We start from the raw sequence: 15,880 nt of genomic DNA on the forward strand, positions 1-15,880 counted from the left end.
GCTCAAAAATGAGGTAGTTATAAAAAATAGTTATACATTTGCCCCATATTAATCGTGAATAAGTTTTTTTTAAACGTTATTTTTATGAAAAGAACTCTTTTAAGTGTTGCAGCAGTGGTTGCAACTTTCGTAAGTGCTAACGCACAAGAAATGCTAAGTAAGAGCAAATTTTTTGACAACTGGCAAGTAGGTGTAAAATTTGGTGGTTTCTCCGATACTACTCGTGAAGCTTTCTTTAAAAACACCCGTGCTACTTTTGGAGCTGAGATTGGTAAACAAATCTCTCCAGCGTTCCGTTTAGGCGTTGAAGGTATGGCGTATGTACGTCCAGTAAACTTTGACGAATCTCAAATTTATGGTAACTTTGTAGATGCTAGCAATGTAAGTTTAGTAGGTACTGTAAACTTGAGCAATCTTTTTGCTGGCTACAAAGGAACTCCTCGTTTCTTCGAAGTTGAAGGTTTTGCTGGTTTAGGCTGGTATCACTTGTACCCACAAGGTGCTGACAACAGAAAAGCTGATAATGGAGCAAAATTGAACTGGATGAGTGCTCAGTTTGGTTCTAACTTATTGTTCAACTTAGGTGAAAGCAAAGCTTGGGGAATTAAAATTAGCCCTGCTATTGTTTATGGTGTTGAACGCGGAATTAACCCTATTGGTGTTGTACAACACGTTAACACAAATCCATCAGTTTCTCAAAATGAGTTGAATACTTTGAACTCTATGATTCAAGTAACTGCTGGTGTAGTTTACCGTTTCAAAGGTAGCAATGGTGCTCACCACTTCACTACAGCTGCTCAAGCGCCTGATAACAGCGGTGAGTTAGCAAGACTTCGTGATGAGTTGAACAGCAAAAACAAACAATTAGCTGATGACCAAAAACAAATCAAAAAATTGCAAGATGATTTAGAGGCTGCTCGTAACAAAAAACCTGAAGTAGTTGAGAAAGTTGTTACTAAAAACAAGAAAACTTTAGAGTCTGTAGTTACTTTCCGTGTAGCTAAAAGTACTATTGATGCATCTCAATTGCCTAACGTAGAGCGTATCGCTTCTTACCTTAACAAATATAGAAATGCTAAAGTTGTTATCAAAGGTTATGCTTCTCCTGAAGGTGACTTAGAGAAAAACAAAAAATTAGCTACTGCTCGTGCTGAAGCTGTTAAAACTCTATTAGTTAACCGTTACAAAATCTCAGCTGATAGAATCCAAGCTGAAGGTAATGGTATCGGTGATATGTTTAGCGAGCCAGATTGGAACCGCGTAAGTATTGCTAATATTGTTGAGTAATTATTTAGATAATTTGAGACTTAAAAATAGAAATTACTAAAAAAAGTGGGGCTTTTAAGCCCCACTTTTTTGTTATCTATTCTTGTTTATTTGTTATCTATTTTACCTGAAAAGCTCCTACTTCAATTACATCTTTTTCATCGTTGAGACGTATAGTTGTTTCTTGTTGTTTTTGTTGTGGTGTTCCGTAGTGGGTGTAGAAAGTAATGCGTAAGCTTACCGGCATCAATTGCTTTTGGGAATTGCTACCATAGTAATTTACCTGCACTTTGTATTGACCTTTCATAGCTTTTTTTATCATAAACTCTTCAGGACCATAACCTTCAGTTACGTCGTCTGATATTTTTCCACCGAGATAAGTGAGTGTGTTTTGGTAATAACATTTCTCGCCTTTAGGGTCGGTTACCCATAAGTCCATATCGCAATCATTGGTATCCCAAGAGAGTACTACACGCACATCTACGGGCTCTTTTTTGAGCAAACGCTTGTCGATATAGCTCGTTTTTACATTTTTATTACGCGCTACGATACTGTTGATGTCGTTCAGGGTAATGAGCTTTACATCTTCAAATCGATCGTCGTTCCAATCTTCAGTAATTACTTTATAAAGGTTCTTCACTGCTTCATTGTACTGGGTATCATCGGCTAAAGCTAAGCCTAAATCACGGAAAGATTGAGGCTCTTCTGGTCGTATAGTTGCTACTTTTTGGAATACTAGTACCGCTTCTTTTTTGGCATTGTAACGACTGAGTTTATAACCTAATACTCTGAGCAGTTGCGGGTCGTCTAAACCGAGTTCTGCTAAATTAGATACTACCAAAATAGCTTGCTCGCGATTGCCTTTTTTGAAGAAATAATCGGCTACATCGGCATAGAAAGCAGGTGTTGTGTCGTATTCTTTTTTCAGTTTGTAATAGGTTTCTACAGCTTTAGCTTCTTCAGTGTATTCCATTACCTTTAAATAAGGAGTATCGGGGTTGTAGGCATTGAGTTCTATATTTGCCATTGGGGTATTTTCAACTCTCACATCATTTGTAGCTATAACAGAAACAGAGCCTGTTAGACTTCTTTTCATCACAGGAGCGTAACCCCTTACTACTACCTCATTGAGTTCTGATCGGTCAGTATCTTCTGAAACAGAGCTTATCCCTCTCATACTGATTCCTCGCGCTTGAGCTTGAACTTCAGCTTGAGGTACAGACTCTTCCATTTTAGCTATTTCAGCAGAAGCTATAACCTCATCTTTTATCTCAGCACGATTGTCGGTTATTTCATCTACTACTACATTTAGCTGCTTTTTGTTTTTAGTTTTTTTATCTTTTAGAGGATATACGGTTTTCCACCATTCTGTTTGCTCGTTTGATTGCTCAATAAGGTCTTCTAAAATTTCCTTTTTCCTCTCTTTTTTCTCTTCTGCTTGAGAGTTTAGTCTAGCATAGTACTCTTTAGCCAATTCTTCAGGAGGTGTAATGCGGTAGCGCACATAATCTTCTACGGTTTCTAAAACGATAAGTGAGTTACCTTCAGTTACAATGCCATATTCACGCCCTACGGCATCTATTTGCTTTTGTTCAGCGCCTTCGCGTTCTAATTGTGCAATTTGCTTTTCTGCCCATATACGGCGCAATAGTTCAAACTCACTTCCCGAAGCATCGGGGTTGGCTACAAAATGTATTTCTTTTTGTAGTATTACATTTTTAGGGTATCCAAAGCTGAGTACTAAGGTTGCTTCTTTAGTTTGTAATTCGCCGGCAAGAGTGAAATTGCCTTTGCTAATAGCTGTGCCTTTCTGCGGGAAAATATTGGCTATTTTGCCATTTTTCACTTCTATATCCAGCAGTTGGAAAGGTATAGTCTGCGCTACTTTTAGTGCCTGCTCGGTAGTGAGGGTAGTCAAATCTATAAAGCTACCCCCCGTAGCATTGGCGAGGTATTGCATTTTTGGTGTATTGGCAATAGCCGAAGCATTGACTACCGTTATAGGGGTTTTGGCTTGTTTTACCACTTCGTTTACTGAAAAATCTTTACTGCCAAAGTTGAAAATGCCATCGCTAAAGAGGAGTAATTCATCGGCTTTGAGACTGAAATTGATAGCGTTGCCATCGGTAGCACCGTCATAAGGCAAATTTTCTAAATGTGATTTCAACGCTTGCCAATTGCCGTTTTTCACTTCAAAAGTAAGGGGTTTATCAGTGCGAATATTGAAACTGCTAAGAACGACTTTTACATTTTTGAGTGCTTTGAAATAAGCGTCTAAGAAAGCAAATTCTTTTGCTCTGTCGCGATTGGTTGCCGAGTGTGACGCATCCCATAAAAGCCCTATTTCTTTAGGAGTAGCTCTATTTTTGGGTTGGGCAGTAGCCAAGGCGATATTGCCATAGCAATAGGTTTTGTTGCCTTTAGTAGCACTAATGCTTTGTGGTTTCTCAATTTTTGGAAAAATGAGCGCAATGTTCTGGTTGAGCGCAAAATTCTGTTGGCTCACCTCACTGATATAGCTGTTGCGCGCTTGTTTGAAGTCTAATTGCAAGCTGTTTTGAATATCAGCTTTTACAAAGCGCGATACCACCTCAGTGCGTACTTTGAAGTTTTTAAGGGTGGTGTTAGCCGTGATAGGCAAGAAGTAATAATCCTGTCCGTCGCGCTCGTGTAGCTCTTGTTCAAAGGCGATCAGCACACGGCGAGTACCTTTGGCAGGCATAGGATACACGCGGGCTTTGAAGTTATTGCCCTCTGTCTTTTCTAACAAACCAGGGTCTACACCCCTGCGCACGATTTCCTCAAAGGCTTTGCGCCCTGAGGTCTTATCTACTACCACCCCTTCGCGCATTTTGCCGTTGATGTCCAAGGCAAAGCGTGACACCTGCTGACCGTCGGCAAGAGGAAACTGAAATTCGCCTTCCATTACGCGGCTGTTGGGGTTGTAAAAGGTCATTTCCATAGTGGTAACGGCTGTTTGCCCTATTACCAATATGTCTATGGAGAGGTCTTGCAACACCATAGGGTTGGCATTGCGTTCATTTACTACCTTCACCTCGGGCACCACCGATTTCTGTGCAGTGATCATAAAGGGAAGCAGTAAAGCTACTGAAGATAAAAAATGTTTGATTTTCATTACTAAACAATGTTTTGATGAAACTTATTAGCTGTAAATCAAACAATATACCAAAAAATTATTCGTCTAAAAACTGCACTTCGTACAAATTGCGGTAGTAACCGTTCTCTATTTGCAATAACTCCTCGTGTGTGCCCGTTTCTACGATATTTCCCTTGTCTAACACGATAATTTTGTCGGCTTTTTTCACTGTTGTAAGGCGGTGAGCGATGATAATAGAAGTGCGCCCTTCAGTCATTTTATCGGTAGCCTTTTGTATGAGTTGTTCGGAATGAGAATCGACTGATGAAGTTGCTTCGTCTAAAATGAGTATCTGTGGTTTGTGTACATAAGCACGTAAGAAAGCAATAAGCTGGCGTTGTCCTGCCGAAAGCATTGTGCCGCGCTCTTTCACATTGTAGTGATAACCTTCAGGCAAGCTCATCAAGAAATCGTGAACGCCTATGCTCTTAGCTGCTACAATCACTTCCTCTTCACTGATGGCGGGATTTTTCAGGGTGATGTTGTTCAGCACGCTGTCGGCAAACAAAAATACATCTTGCAATACAGTGGCGATGTGTTTTCGCAACGAACTGAGGGTGTATTCCTTAATATTTACTCCATCGATGTAAATTGCACCAGAGCTAAGGTCGTAAAAACGGTTCAGCAGATTGGTAATCGTAGTTTTTCCAGCGCCTGTCGCCCCTACAATAGCAATAGTTTCACCCTCTTTGACTTCAAAACTGATGCCGTGCAAAATTTCTTCGCCTGCTATATATTCAAAATGAACATCTTTAAATTCTATAGCCCCTTTCACTTCGGTAAGTTCCTTGTGTCCTTCAGTTTCCGAGTCGTTTTTAGTTTCCAAAATAGCAAACACACGATCGGAAGCGATAATGCCCATCTGTAAAGTGTTGAACTTATCGGCGATATGCCTGATAGGACGGAAAAGCTGTTGAGAGAGTTGTATAAACAAGAAGATATTCCCCAAGTCGTACACACTGTCGCCTACGATTTGTCGTCCGCCAAACCACACGATAAGAGCAATAGTAATCGATACGCACAAGTCGCCAATAGGAAAGAAGATAGAGTTATACCATATTGTTTTGAGCCACGCTTGCTTATGTTTCTCGTTGATTTTCTTGAAGTTTTCTAATTCTTCGCGCTCTTGGGCAAAAAGCTGTACTACTTTGATACCCGAAATGCGCTCCTGTACAAAGGCATTGAGGTTAGCTACTTCTTTGCGCACTTCTACAAAAGCGACATTCATAGAACGCTGAAACCAACGGGTGAAGTAGAGAATTAGCGGCATCGTAGCATAACTGATGAGCGCTAATTTCCAATCGATTACAAACATTACGATGGTGATAACTAACATTTTGAGCACATCACTTGCCATCTCAAAAAGTCCTGAACTGAAAATCTCGCCAATGCGTTCCATATCGTTCACCGCACGGGTTACGAGCACACCAATTGACGATTTATCGAAATATCTCATCTTTAGGCGCAACAAGTGAGCAAAGAGTTTTTCGCGTATATCGCGTATAACGGTTTGTCCTAACCAGTTAGAATAATAAGAAAAAAGGAATTGCATCAACACTTCGGCGCAGAGCAAGGCTACTAATATATAGGTGATGCGCAACAGCCCTTCGTAGTTTTTAAGGGTGATATAATCGTCGATTGCTACTTTTATGAGGTAAGGCTGAGCCGTTGAAAAAATAGAAGAAAGTATCGCAAAGAGCGCGACGGCTATAAATACGCCTCGATAAGGTTTTACAAAGCGCGATAGCTGATGAAAAGTATGTTTAGTGCGTGATGTTTTTTCGGACATTGTTTTCTTTTAAGGCTGCAAAAGTACAAAACAATTAGCAAATGAACAAATTAGGAATTTAGCAAATTAGCAAATGAAGAAATTAGTAAATTACATTTTAATAACTTTATGTTTAACTCCTATTTTTACACTATATATGTTAAAATTATAATAAAATATAGCTGAAACGATAAAATAATAGCTAAAAAACTTGCATAGTATTCTCTATTTATAGACTTTTGTACGCGAATAATTAAAACAGTATGTACAATGGAAGAAAAAGAATTTTTGGACAATGAGGAGATCTTCTCTAAAGTCCTAAGGGCGGGTAGGCGCACTTACTTCTTTGATGTGAGGGCTACACGCGCTAATGATTATTACTTGACCATTACCGAAAGTAAGAAATTTACGCACGACGATGGGTCTGTACACTACAAAAAACACAAAATCTATCTCTATAAAGAAGATTTTGAATTGTTTAAAGACATTTTAAACGAAATGACTGCTTATGTTTTTGATGAAAAAGGAGAAGAAGTAATTTCTGAACGCCATCAAAAGGATTTTAAGAAAGAGCTATATGCTGAACGATTGGAAAACGTAAGAGTTAATGGTAACGGTGTTACTAATGGCACTTATCGCAGCCTTGATTTTGAAGACCTCTAACTAAAAAACGCTAATAAGGTGGAGCTTCACTCATTGTATATAGAGTGATGACGTAATGGGCTATTGGGTAAAGCTCATCTTCTGGCGTGGGTGGTACTTTATCAGTGCTTCTCGCAAATAACTCTTCTCTACGTGTACGTAGATTTCAGTAGTAGTAATATTCTCGTGCCCTAACATCATTTGTATAGCTCGCAAGTTGGCACCATTCTCCAATAGGTGGGTGGCAAACGAATGCCTAAATGTATGCGGACTAATTGTCTTCTGTAACCCTATATTTTCTGCTACTTGTCTTACAATCGTGAAAATCATCGCTCGTGTGAGCTGTTTTCCCCTTCTGTTTAAGAATACAAAATCCTCGTGTCCTTTGGCTATTTTTAGCTGTCGGCGCTGGTTGTCTATATATTGCTTCACTTGCTTTTGGGTGTAAGCCTCAATAGGTACCAATCGCTGTTTGTTGCCTTTCCCCATCACCCTGATAAAATCTTCATCAAAAAACAAATCGGACAATCTGAGCGAAATAAGCTCCGATACGCGTAACCCGCAAGCGTAGAGCATCTCTATCATCGCCTTGTTGCGATGACCTTCATCGGTGCTTAAATCTATAGAAGCAAGCATCGCATCTATCTCTTGTAGTGAAAGGGTGTCGGGGAGTTTTACGCCTATTTTGGGGCTTTCAATGAGGCTCATCGGGAAGTCTTCACGCCCTTTTTCGTACATCATAAATTTGAAAAAACTCTTCAATGCCGAAATGAGTCGCGCTTGCGAACGTGCATTCAAGTCTTTAGCTACTTCGTATACAAATTGCCGCAAAGTGTCTTCCTCGATGTTGTTGGGTGTTTCGGTGATGTTGTATTTTTCTAAATAGCAGATGAGTTTTTCGATATCCAAACCGTACGACACAGCTGTATTCTGCGACAAGCCTCGTTGCAGTCGCAGATAATGCTGAAAAGCTATATTTGTTTCACGCCACACCTGTTAATTGTTAATTATCAATTGATAATTTTTCACTGTCGTTGTAGTGTTTTTTATCGATGATGGTTCCTTTGGAGAGGGTAATAAGCCCTGGGTTAGAGCGAATCATCGTTTTTAGCGTGGTGGCATCGTTGTAGTAGAAGTTGAAGTTGAGTTCGTATTTCTTTACGATATAAGGCGCTTTTTCCATTTGTGAAGTAAGACCTATTACTGTATAACCGTTTTTCATTGCTTTATCGGTAACGGTTTTAATAGCTTTAAACGCTTCTTGGTTAGCGCGGTCAAGGCGGTAGGAAATCACCATCAAAAGTTTGTCTTTGTTGATGAATTCCTCTAAATAATCGGTGGTTCTATCCTTATCCTGAATGTAGAAATCGTGGATAGGAGGCATTTCGGTTTTAGAAGTAAGACTCACGTACTCACCCGCTATTTTAGGGAAAGAAGGATCCTTAGTTTCAATCACTTTGTTTTGCCCGTCTATTTTAAAAGTCCAATAGTAAGTAACAGCATTGGGAGGTAATTCCATACCCTTAGGGATGTTAGTACCTATTTTGTATACGCGGAAGTCCTTCACTGGCAAGTGGTTGTACACGTAATAAACGAAGATAATGCAGAAAAGCACTGAGAGACAAGTTACTACCAAAGGCAGTTTGCCTTTTGTAAGCGGATGAATATATTTCTGACCGAAGAAAACAACCAAAGTGAGTGCTAAAAGCACTAAATCTTTAGTAAACGATTGCCAAGGAGTGAATTTAATAGCATCGCCAAAACAACCGCAATCGGTTACCTTGTTAAAATACGCCGAATAGAAGGTAAGGAAGCCGAAGAATACTAACATAGCGAGCAAAAGCCACAGTGTGAGTTTCTTTTTGTAACCTACTAATAGAGTTACACCCAATACAACCTCAAAAATGCATACAAAGATAGCAAATGCTAAAGCATAAGGCACGAGGAAAGACAAATTGAGTACACCAGGAGCGAAATAATCTTCTAATTTAAACGAAAATCCCATAGGGTCGTTAAGTTTTATCATCCCACTGATGATGAAAGTAACACCTACTAATATACGGCAAAGTTGCACAAGATATTTCATATTGCTATAATTGATTTTTTTTGACTCGTTTTGCCTCAAAAACTTTGCCAAACTTCTTATCTTTTAGACAAAAAAAGAAGAGTTACTCATAAAATGAATAACTCTCTTTTTAGTTAAATTTAAATTTTACAATTATGCTTCTAATGGAATAACAGAAACATAAGATTTATCGTTTTTCTTTTTCTCGAATTTTACGATACCATCTATTTTAGCGTGCAAAGTATGGTCTTTACCAATATACACGTTCTCGCCAGCATTGTGTTGAGTTCCACGTTGTCTAACGATAATGTTTCCAGCGATGGCAACTTGACCACCGAAAATTTTAACGCCTAAGCGTTTAGAGTGTGATTCTCTACCGTTCTTTGAACTACCGACACCTTTCTTGTGAGCCATTTTCTTTAATTTTTAAGTTTAACAATTATTTTACAACAATGTTCTCGATTACAATTTGGGTGAGATACTGACGGTGTCCGTTCTTCACTTTGTAACCTTTACGTCTTTTCTTTTTGAATACGAGCACTTTGTCTCCTTTCAAATGTTTTAAAACTTTAGCTTCTACTGAAGCTCCGTTTATAGCTGGGGCGCCTACAGTTACAGCTCCGTTGTTATCAATGAGAAGTACGTTAGAAAAAGTTACTTTTTCATCTTCTGCATTAGGCAAACGGTGCACGTAAACTTTTTGGTCTTTGCTTACTTTAAATTGTTGCCCTGCTATCTCTACAATTGCATACATAGCTTTAACGTTTTTAATTATTGTTTAAATCGGCGGCAAAAGTACGAATTATTTTTTATGTGGCAAAATTTTTTGAGGATTTTTTAAGGAAATAGGGGTTAGTTTTGTTTGGCTACTCAGACCAGTCCGACTAGTCCGACTGGTCTGAGGAACATATTATTGTGAGCTCGTTGTTTTTACTCGCTACCAAAAAAGCGCAATACTTTTGGGGTATTGCGCCTTTGTGAATACTTATTGCTTTATATAATTAGATACAACTATTAAAACTTTTACTTCAAAAAAACTTTACTATTAGCATCAAATTTTATACTTTTGCGCGAAATTACCGAGCAACTTATCAAAGCCAAAGATGAACTCATTGCACAGCTTAAACAAGAAAATGAGTATTTGAGAGCTGAGAGATAAAAGGTAAGACTTTGTTAATTGTCAATTGTTAATTGTTAATTGAAGAAAATGAGAATTGTATTTATGGGAACGCCCGATTTTGCTTTAGCGTCCCTAAAAGCCTTAGTAGAAAATAATTATAACGTAGTAGGCGTGGTAACTGTTGCTGATAAACCTTCTGGTCGCGGACAAAAATTGCATCAGTCGCCAGTGAAAGTCTATGCCGAAAGCAAAGGCATACCTGTACTTCAACCTTTGAAACTCAAAGATGAGAATTTCCTCGCTGAACTTAAAGCCCTTCAACCTGATTTACAAATAGTCGTAGCTTTCCGTATGTTGCCTGAAGTGGTGTGGCGATTGCCTAAATATGGCACTTTCAACCTCCACGCTTCACTCTTGCCTAACTACCGAGGAGCTGCTCCTATCAATTGGGCGATTATCAATGGTGAAAAACAAACGGGGGTAACTACTTTTTTTATAGATGAAAAGATTGATACAGGTGCAATTATCGCTCAAGCTGTTACCCCTATCGATGCTCACGAAACGGCGGGTACACTCCACGATAAACTAATGTTGCAAGGGGCTGATTTGGTACTCAAAACAGTAGATAGTATCGCTGCAGGTACTTGTACCACTCAGCCGCAAAACAACGAGATTACTTTTGCCGAAGCACCTAAAATATATAAAGAGACTTGTAAAATCAATTGGGAAGACGATGGGATGACTATCGAGCGCCTCATTAGAGGAATGAGTCCGTATCCTACTGCTTGGGCGGAGTTTCCTCACAAAGGGGAAATGCTTGCTACCAAGGTGTATGATGCTGTGTTTGAGCCTGCAACTCATAATGAACCCATCGGGAAACTTTTAACAGAGAAGAAACAACTGCGCGTAGCGGTGAAAGATGGGTTTATCCAGCTTTTAGAATTGCAGCTTCCCGCCAAAAAGCGTATGAAAACCGCCGATTTGCTCAATGGATTTTCCTTTAGTGAAGAGTAAAAAGTGAATAATAGGTTATAAAAAAGACTTTGTAGCATTTTTGATGTTACAAAGTCTTTTTTTTGTTATTCTTTTACAATCATTTTATTCATTATTCAGTTTAGTAGGTTGGGGAGATTTAATTACTTTCTCCTTATTACCTTTTACTTTTTTAATTTTATCCTTCGTCCATACAATCAGCTTGTGAGTGAGAGGAAAGTGGAATACTTCTTTGTCGGTAGCGACTCTTGCGGTGAGATATACGCCCAAAGGCATTAATATCAAAGCGGGAATCCATGGGGCTAAAGCAGGATTGATAGTGTTGTTCTCGGCTATATTCTTCATAAACATTCCTATAAAATAATAGGATAAGAACAAAATCATCGCAAAAACTAAGGGTAAACCTATACCGCCTTTACGGATAAAAGCGCCTAAAGGTGCTGCTACAAAAAAGAGTACAAAGCAAGCTATGGTGAGTGCAAACTTATCACTGAGGTTCATTATGTGCAAGTTCATCAGTTTGTAGCGATATTCAAGGTCGCTCTGGCGAAACTCAACATTGTCTAACTGTGCTTGGTTGTTGTTCATTGCCATCTCAAGCACTCGTTGTTGCTCACCGTTGTTGAGCATTTTTAGCAATTGCGCCACCGATTTTACCTCTATAGGTGCTGCTGCTTTTTTCTTTTGTGGCAAACTATCAGTAGGTATTGGTGGGGGAGGAGGGGCAGTGCTAAAGCCCGTACGGCGAAACATATTATTTCCGTAATCGGTGATGTTTTGTTTGAAATCAGATTGAAGCGAGTCGATTGCGTAATTCAACTGACCTACATTCATCATTTTATAGGTAGTAGCATCGGTTTTTTCGTTAAAATCTACATTGTTTAGGTGAGAAAGGTCGAGATTGATTACGTATTTTTTGAAATGCACTTTGGCAAAAGGCATTTTTTGTTGTGTTTCGTAGGTATTAGTTTTGATATCTTCGTAATAAGTACCGTCTTCTAAGATGAGTTGTAGGAAGTTAGGATTAGATTTAGCACTTTTCAATTCACCGCGTTTAGCATTGATAACCGTGCGGTTCACTCTATCGGGTGTTTTTTTGTGAATGAGCACACTCTCTAAAAATTGGTCGTTATCACCACTTTTTTTACCTACTTTAATACTGATATCTTCTCCTATATTAGAGAATACCCCTTCGGCTATAGCCATTGCAGGTTTTACTTTGGCGATGTTCGACCTGAGGGTATACACCTCGCGATAGGCTACCGGAATCACATTGTTAGCTAAGAAGAAAGTGCCTATACTCAACAATGCCATTAAGATAATCAGTGGTCGCATTACACGCATCAGTGAAATACCTGAGGCTTTCATCGCAGCGAACTCATAACTTTCGGCAAAAGAACCAAAGGTCATAATTGAAGCAATTACTACTGCCAGCGGCATAATGATAGGGATGAGTTGTGGGATGAAATAGAAGAGGAATTTAAAGATAATCCAAAGTTCCAATCCACGTCCTGCCAGCTCATCGATGTATGTAAAAATAGTGTGGAATACAAAGATGAGAATGAGGATAGAGAGTGCCCCGAGGAAATTTTTGAGGAACTGAACAATGATATAGCGATCTATGATTTTCATACAACTAAAGCTGACGACTAACGAACTAACGACTAACTACATTTCGGTGATAGTGTAACCGTCTTTTTTATATTTTTCGCGGTCAAACTTGAAAATATTAGCTGATAACGGCTGATTGGTTTTGAAAGTATTTACTGTAATAGTTGTTCTTGTGCCGTTTTTGCCTATTTCAATAAGGTTGTAGATGTGTTTGGTTTGAATATCAATACCTAATAGGATTTGTTTTACCTCGCTATTAGCTTTTTGAGGTTTCAATTCTACGTATTGAATTTTGCGACCACGTACATTTTGTTGTATATCCCATTTGTACTTATAGCCTTTTTTGTAGAAGGTAAGCATTTTAGAGGGAGTAATGGTACTGTCGTCGGAAGCTTTTTTTTCTATGGTAATTTCTTCGTTTTCAGGAACAATAGTATAAGTTTTACTGCCGTCGTACATTTTAGTAGCTCCTAAATAGTTTAACACATACTTATCTTTGGCAATAGTTACATTACCTTTAGTTTCCTGATTGATATTTTCAGCAATATTATCGAGGTTGTATTTAAAATCTATATAGATATTGTTGTAAGCCACCATTTTAGCATATACTTCATCTAATAGTTTTTTAGCTTTATCAACCTGTTGGGCTTGTATGGTTACGCTGCACAGAGCGATAATAACCAATAGTATTCTTTTCATTTTCAGCGTTTTTAATGATTTTAGTTCAAGATTACAAGCAATTTTCGTGCCAATCAAAGTAAAAGCCAAATAGCCTTTTTGCTATTTGGCTTTTGTTGATTGTTTTATCAATTGTTAATTAATAACTATTTTCGTCAATCTCTACTTTGCCCCAGAATACTTTGTAAGCAAAATAAGTGTAGATAAGCAATAGAGGTGCACCTATCGCTGTGATAGTGAGCATAATCTCTAATGATTTTTGAGAAGCAGCAGCGTTGTAAACCGTGATGCTATTGCCTGTTTCTAAAGTAGTTCTCAAGAAAGTAGGGTGCAAGTTGAGTGCGGCTACTACCATAAAGAAAGCAATAGTGAGTATTGTGCCTACAAAAGCCTTTTTATAGTCCTTTTTCTTCATAAAGAATGCTATGCTCAAGATGCTGAGGAGCAATAGGGTAGGGAATACTTTTAGCGCGGTACTATTGGCGATGTTCTCAGCCAAATGCGGTGTGAGCATACTGTAAATCGCTACAGCTGTGAACACTACCACAAAAGCGAGATAAGCATAATTGATGCGTTTCTCGATGCGGTGGTGCATATCACCGTGAGTTTTGATGAGTAAATACAAACCTCCGTGTACCATAAAGAGCAACAAAGTCATTACACCTACAAGCAGTGCATAAGGAGTAAGGAAAGTAAAGAGCGCTCCTCCGGTGTACTGAAAGTTCTCGTTTAACGGTAATCCTTGTAATACGTTGGCAATCACAACGCCTAAGAGCACAGGCAATACAATGCTGCACACGCTATATACGGTATCCCAAGTATTGCGCCAACGGTCGCTGTCCTCTTTGCCGCGTACCTCAATGGCTACTGCTCTAAAGATAATAAAAGTGAGGAATAGCATAAAAGGCGTATTCATAGCCGAAAACAATTCGGCATACATTAGTGGAAAACCAGCGAAAATGCCTGCTCCCCCAATTACTAACCACGCCTCATTACCGTCCCATACTGGTCCGATAGCATTCAGAGCTACGCGGCGTTCTTTTTTCTTGTCGAAGAACAAATGCCACGCTCCCGCGCCGAAGTCAAAGCCGTCTAAAATAGCATAGCCTGTAATCAAAAATCCTATAATGATGAACCACCACGTAGGGTAGTCGATTCCTAAAAATGTTTCCATATCTGTATAATGTTATGCTGTTTGTAATTGTTCTTGAGTTTCGTGTTCATCAATACCGTGAACAATTTTCTTGTTCATCAAGTAGATGAATAGAGCGAAGAGGATGATATAAATAACGGTAAATAAGATAATTGCGAAGAGTATTTGGTTCGCCGATACCGATTTAGATAACGCATCGCTGGTGCGCAAGAGTTTGTACACTATCCAAGGCTGGCGACCCATTTCGGCTGCAAACCAACCTACTTGATTGCCTATTTGTGGCAAGAGTACGCTCCATACAAAAATGTGTAAAAGCCAGCGTTTGTCATACAATTTGCCTCTCCACAATAGGAAAGAAGCATAGAGGGTGAGTGCGATGAGGAACATACCAATAGCTACCATTATATGATAGAATTGGAATACAGCGTTCACCTGCCCAGGGCGGTCTTCTACTGGATATTGGTCAAGACCTGTTATAGGAGCTGCTGTGTCGTAATGAATCATATATGAAAGTCCGTTAGGGATTTTCACTCCGTGAGTTACCTCGTTTTGTTTATCCACCCAACCAAAGAGATAGAGATCGGCAGGACCTGTTTGGAAATGTCCTTCCATAGCGGCTAATTTCTCGGGCTGGTTTTTAGCTACACCATCAGCTGAGCTGTGTCCTGAAACCAATTGCAACAAGCACACAACAGTAGCAATGATAAGGGTCACTTTAAAGGCTTTTTTAGAGATTTCAACGTGGCGACCTTTGAGTAAATACCAAGCGTGAACGCTCAATACCAAGAAGATACCAGCCAAGAAAGCTCCTTGCCACACGTGCCATATACGGTCTACGCTTGAGGGGTTGAACACCATCGCCCAAAAATCGGTAATGACAGCTTTAGCTTGCAAACCTTCACCTGCAATTACATAACCTGCGGGGGTTTGTTGCCAGCTGTTGGCAATCACAATCCAAATAGCAGAACACATAGAGCCTAAGAACACCCCAAGGGTAGCCAAGAAATGCCATTTAGGTTTCACTTTGTTCCAGCCGAAAAGTACAATACCAAGACAGGTACTTTCAAGGGCGAAGGCAAAAACACCTTCAGCAGCCAAGGCACTACCAAAAATATCACCTACATAGCGCGAATAGGTAGCCCAGTTAGTGCCAAATTCAAATTCCATCACAATCCCTGTAGCGACTCCTAAGCCAAAGGTAAGTGAGAAGATGCGCGTCCAGAAGCGGGCGAGCGTGTCGTATTCTTTTTTACCAGTGCGCAAGTAGATGCCTTTAAAGACAACCATTAGCAGTCCAAGCCCTATACTTAAAGGCGGATAGATGTAATGGAACGCAATTGTGAGTGCAAACTGCACCCGTGCTAAAATTTCTGTTTCCATGCGTGAGTAATTTAATTAGTAAAATATGCGACAAAAATACGCTAAGT

General features: G+C 39.4%; 12 protein-coding genes and 1 pseudogene. 3 read left to right on the top strand and 10 right to left on the bottom strand.

Translation table 11 applies throughout. The features are described from left to right. Positions 1-84 precede the first annotated feature (84 nt). Positions 85-1,287 (top strand): OmpA family protein, encoded by a 1,203-nt coding sequence (locus tag JMN12_RS04890; protein ID WP_203137603.1) that lies wholly within the window; start codon positions 85-87, stop codon positions 1,285-1,287. A 97-nt stretch (positions 1,288-1,384) separates the two neighbouring features. Here the strand turns inward: JMN12_RS04890 and JMN12_RS04895 are convergent, their stop codons facing one another. Both JMN12_RS04895 and JMN12_RS04900 read right to left on the bottom strand, forming a co-directional pair. Next, the gene (locus tag JMN12_RS04895; protein ID WP_203137606.1) at positions 1,385-4,402 is read right to left on the bottom strand and encodes a VIT domain-containing protein; all 3,018 of its coding nucleotides are present in this window, start codon (positions 4,400-4,402) and stop codon (positions 1,385-1,387) included. 58 nt (positions 4,403-4,460) lie between these two features. Then, positions 4,461-6,212, bottom strand: a complete 1,752-nt coding sequence (locus JMN12_RS04900; RefSeq protein WP_203081905.1) for an ABC transporter ATP-binding protein — start codon at positions 6,210-6,212, stop codon at positions 4,461-4,463. Positions 6,213-6,461: 249 nt separating this feature from the next. Between JMN12_RS04900 and JMN12_RS04905 the strand changes: the two genes are divergently transcribed. Then, positions 6,462-6,854, top strand: coding sequence for a PUR family DNA/RNA-binding protein (locus JMN12_RS04905; RefSeq protein ID WP_203137608.1), 393 nt, complete (start codon positions 6,462-6,464; stop codon positions 6,852-6,854). Positions 6,855-6,914: 60 nt separating this feature from the next. Here the strand turns inward: JMN12_RS04905 and xerD are convergent, their stop codons facing one another. The 4 genes and pseudogenes from xerD to rplU form a co-directional block, all read right to left on the bottom strand. Continuing rightward, positions 6,915-7,826: a site-specific tyrosine recombinase XerD gene (gene xerD, locus JMN12_RS04910; RefSeq protein ID WP_203081904.1), complete on the bottom strand. Its 912-nt coding sequence runs from the start codon at positions 7,824-7,826 to the stop codon at positions 6,915-6,917. A gap of 10 nt (positions 7,827-7,836) precedes the next feature. Beyond that, on the bottom strand, positions 7,837-8,919 hold the full coding sequence (locus tag JMN12_RS04915; RefSeq protein WP_198473719.1) for a BT_3928 family protein: 1,083 nt from the start codon (positions 8,917-8,919) through the stop codon (positions 7,837-7,839). A 132-nt stretch (positions 8,920-9,051) separates the two neighbouring features. Next, on the bottom strand, positions 9,052-9,312 hold the full coding sequence (gene rpmA, locus JMN12_RS04920; protein ID WP_002679833.1) for a 50S ribosomal protein L27: 261 nt from the start codon (positions 9,310-9,312) through the stop codon (positions 9,052-9,054). A 34-nt stretch (positions 9,313-9,346) separates the two neighbouring features. Further along, positions 9,347-9,652, bottom strand: a pseudogene (gene rplU / locus JMN12_RS04925) (50S ribosomal protein L21); the annotation flags it as partial. Positions 9,653-10,105: 453 nt separating this feature from the next. On the opposite strand from rplU, the gene fmt reads away from it, so the two are divergent. Next, positions 10,106-11,032, top strand: coding sequence for a methionyl-tRNA formyltransferase (gene fmt, locus JMN12_RS04930; RefSeq protein WP_203137610.1), 927 nt, complete (start codon positions 10,106-10,108; stop codon positions 11,030-11,032). A gap of 84 nt (positions 11,033-11,116) precedes the next feature. Here the strand turns inward: fmt and JMN12_RS04935 are convergent, their stop codons facing one another. From JMN12_RS04935 to JMN12_RS04950, 4 genes are all read right to left on the bottom strand, one after another. Further along, a complete protein-coding gene (locus JMN12_RS04935) occupies positions 11,117-12,643 on the bottom strand; it encodes an LptF/LptG family permease (RefSeq protein ID WP_203137612.1) in 1,527 nt (508 codons plus the stop codon). A 36-nt stretch (positions 12,644-12,679) separates the two neighbouring features. Beyond that, on the bottom strand, positions 12,680-13,321 hold the full coding sequence (locus tag JMN12_RS04940) for a LolA family protein (protein ID WP_034555601.1): 642 nt from the start codon (positions 13,319-13,321) through the stop codon (positions 12,680-12,682). Positions 13,322-13,439: 118 nt separating this feature from the next. Further along, the gene (gene cydB / locus JMN12_RS04945; RefSeq protein ID WP_203137614.1) at positions 13,440-14,474 is read right to left on the bottom strand and encodes a cytochrome d ubiquinol oxidase subunit II; all 1,035 of its coding nucleotides are present in this window, start codon (positions 14,472-14,474) and stop codon (positions 13,440-13,442) included. A gap of 12 nt (positions 14,475-14,486) precedes the next feature. Continuing rightward, positions 14,487-15,833: a cytochrome ubiquinol oxidase subunit I gene (locus tag JMN12_RS04950; protein WP_203137616.1), complete on the bottom strand. Its 1,347-nt coding sequence runs from the start codon at positions 15,831-15,833 to the stop codon at positions 14,487-14,489. Positions 15,834-15,880 lie beyond the last annotated feature (47 nt).

It is taken from the genome of Capnocytophaga genosp. AHN8471 (genome assembly GCF_016806945.1).
Lineage (GTDB): Bacteria > Bacteroidota > Bacteroidia > Flavobacteriales > Flavobacteriaceae > Capnocytophaga > Capnocytophaga periodontitidis.

Coding starts and splice junctions, on each gene's coding strand:
- JMN12_RS04890 (WP_203137603.1), top strand. CDS start 85: ATGAAAAGAACTCTTTTAAGTGTTGCAGCAGTGGTTGCAACTTTCGTA.
- JMN12_RS04895 (WP_203137606.1), bottom strand. CDS start 4,402: ATGAAAATCAAACATTTTTTATCTTCAGTAGCTTTACTGCTTCCCTTT.
- JMN12_RS04900 (WP_203081905.1), bottom strand. CDS start 6,212: ATGTCCGAAAAAACATCACGCACTAAACATACTTTTCATCAGCTATCG.
- JMN12_RS04905 (WP_203137608.1), top strand. CDS start 6,462: ATGGAAGAAAAAGAATTTTTGGACAATGAGGAGATCTTCTCTAAAGTC.
- JMN12_RS04915 (WP_198473719.1), bottom strand. CDS start 8,919: ATGAAATATCTTGTGCAACTTTGCCGTATATTAGTAGGTGTTACTTTC.
- rpmA (WP_002679833.1), bottom strand. CDS start 9,312: ATGGCTCACAAGAAAGGTGTCGGTAGTTCAAAGAACGGTAGAGAATCA.
- fmt (WP_203137610.1), top strand. CDS start 10,106: ATGAGAATTGTATTTATGGGAACGCCCGATTTTGCTTTAGCGTCCCTA.
- JMN12_RS04935 (WP_203137612.1), bottom strand. CDS start 12,643: ATGAAAATCATAGATCGCTATATCATTGTTCAGTTCCTCAAAAATTTC.
- JMN12_RS04940 (WP_034555601.1), bottom strand. CDS start 13,321: ATGAAAAGAATACTATTGGTTATTATCGCTCTGTGCAGCGTAACCATA.
- cydB (WP_203137614.1), bottom strand. CDS start 14,474: ATGGAAACATTTTTAGGAATCGACTACCCTACGTGGTGGTTCATCATT.
- JMN12_RS04950 (WP_203137616.1), bottom strand. CDS start 15,833: ATGGAAACAGAAATTTTAGCACGGGTGCAGTTTGCACTCACAATTGCG.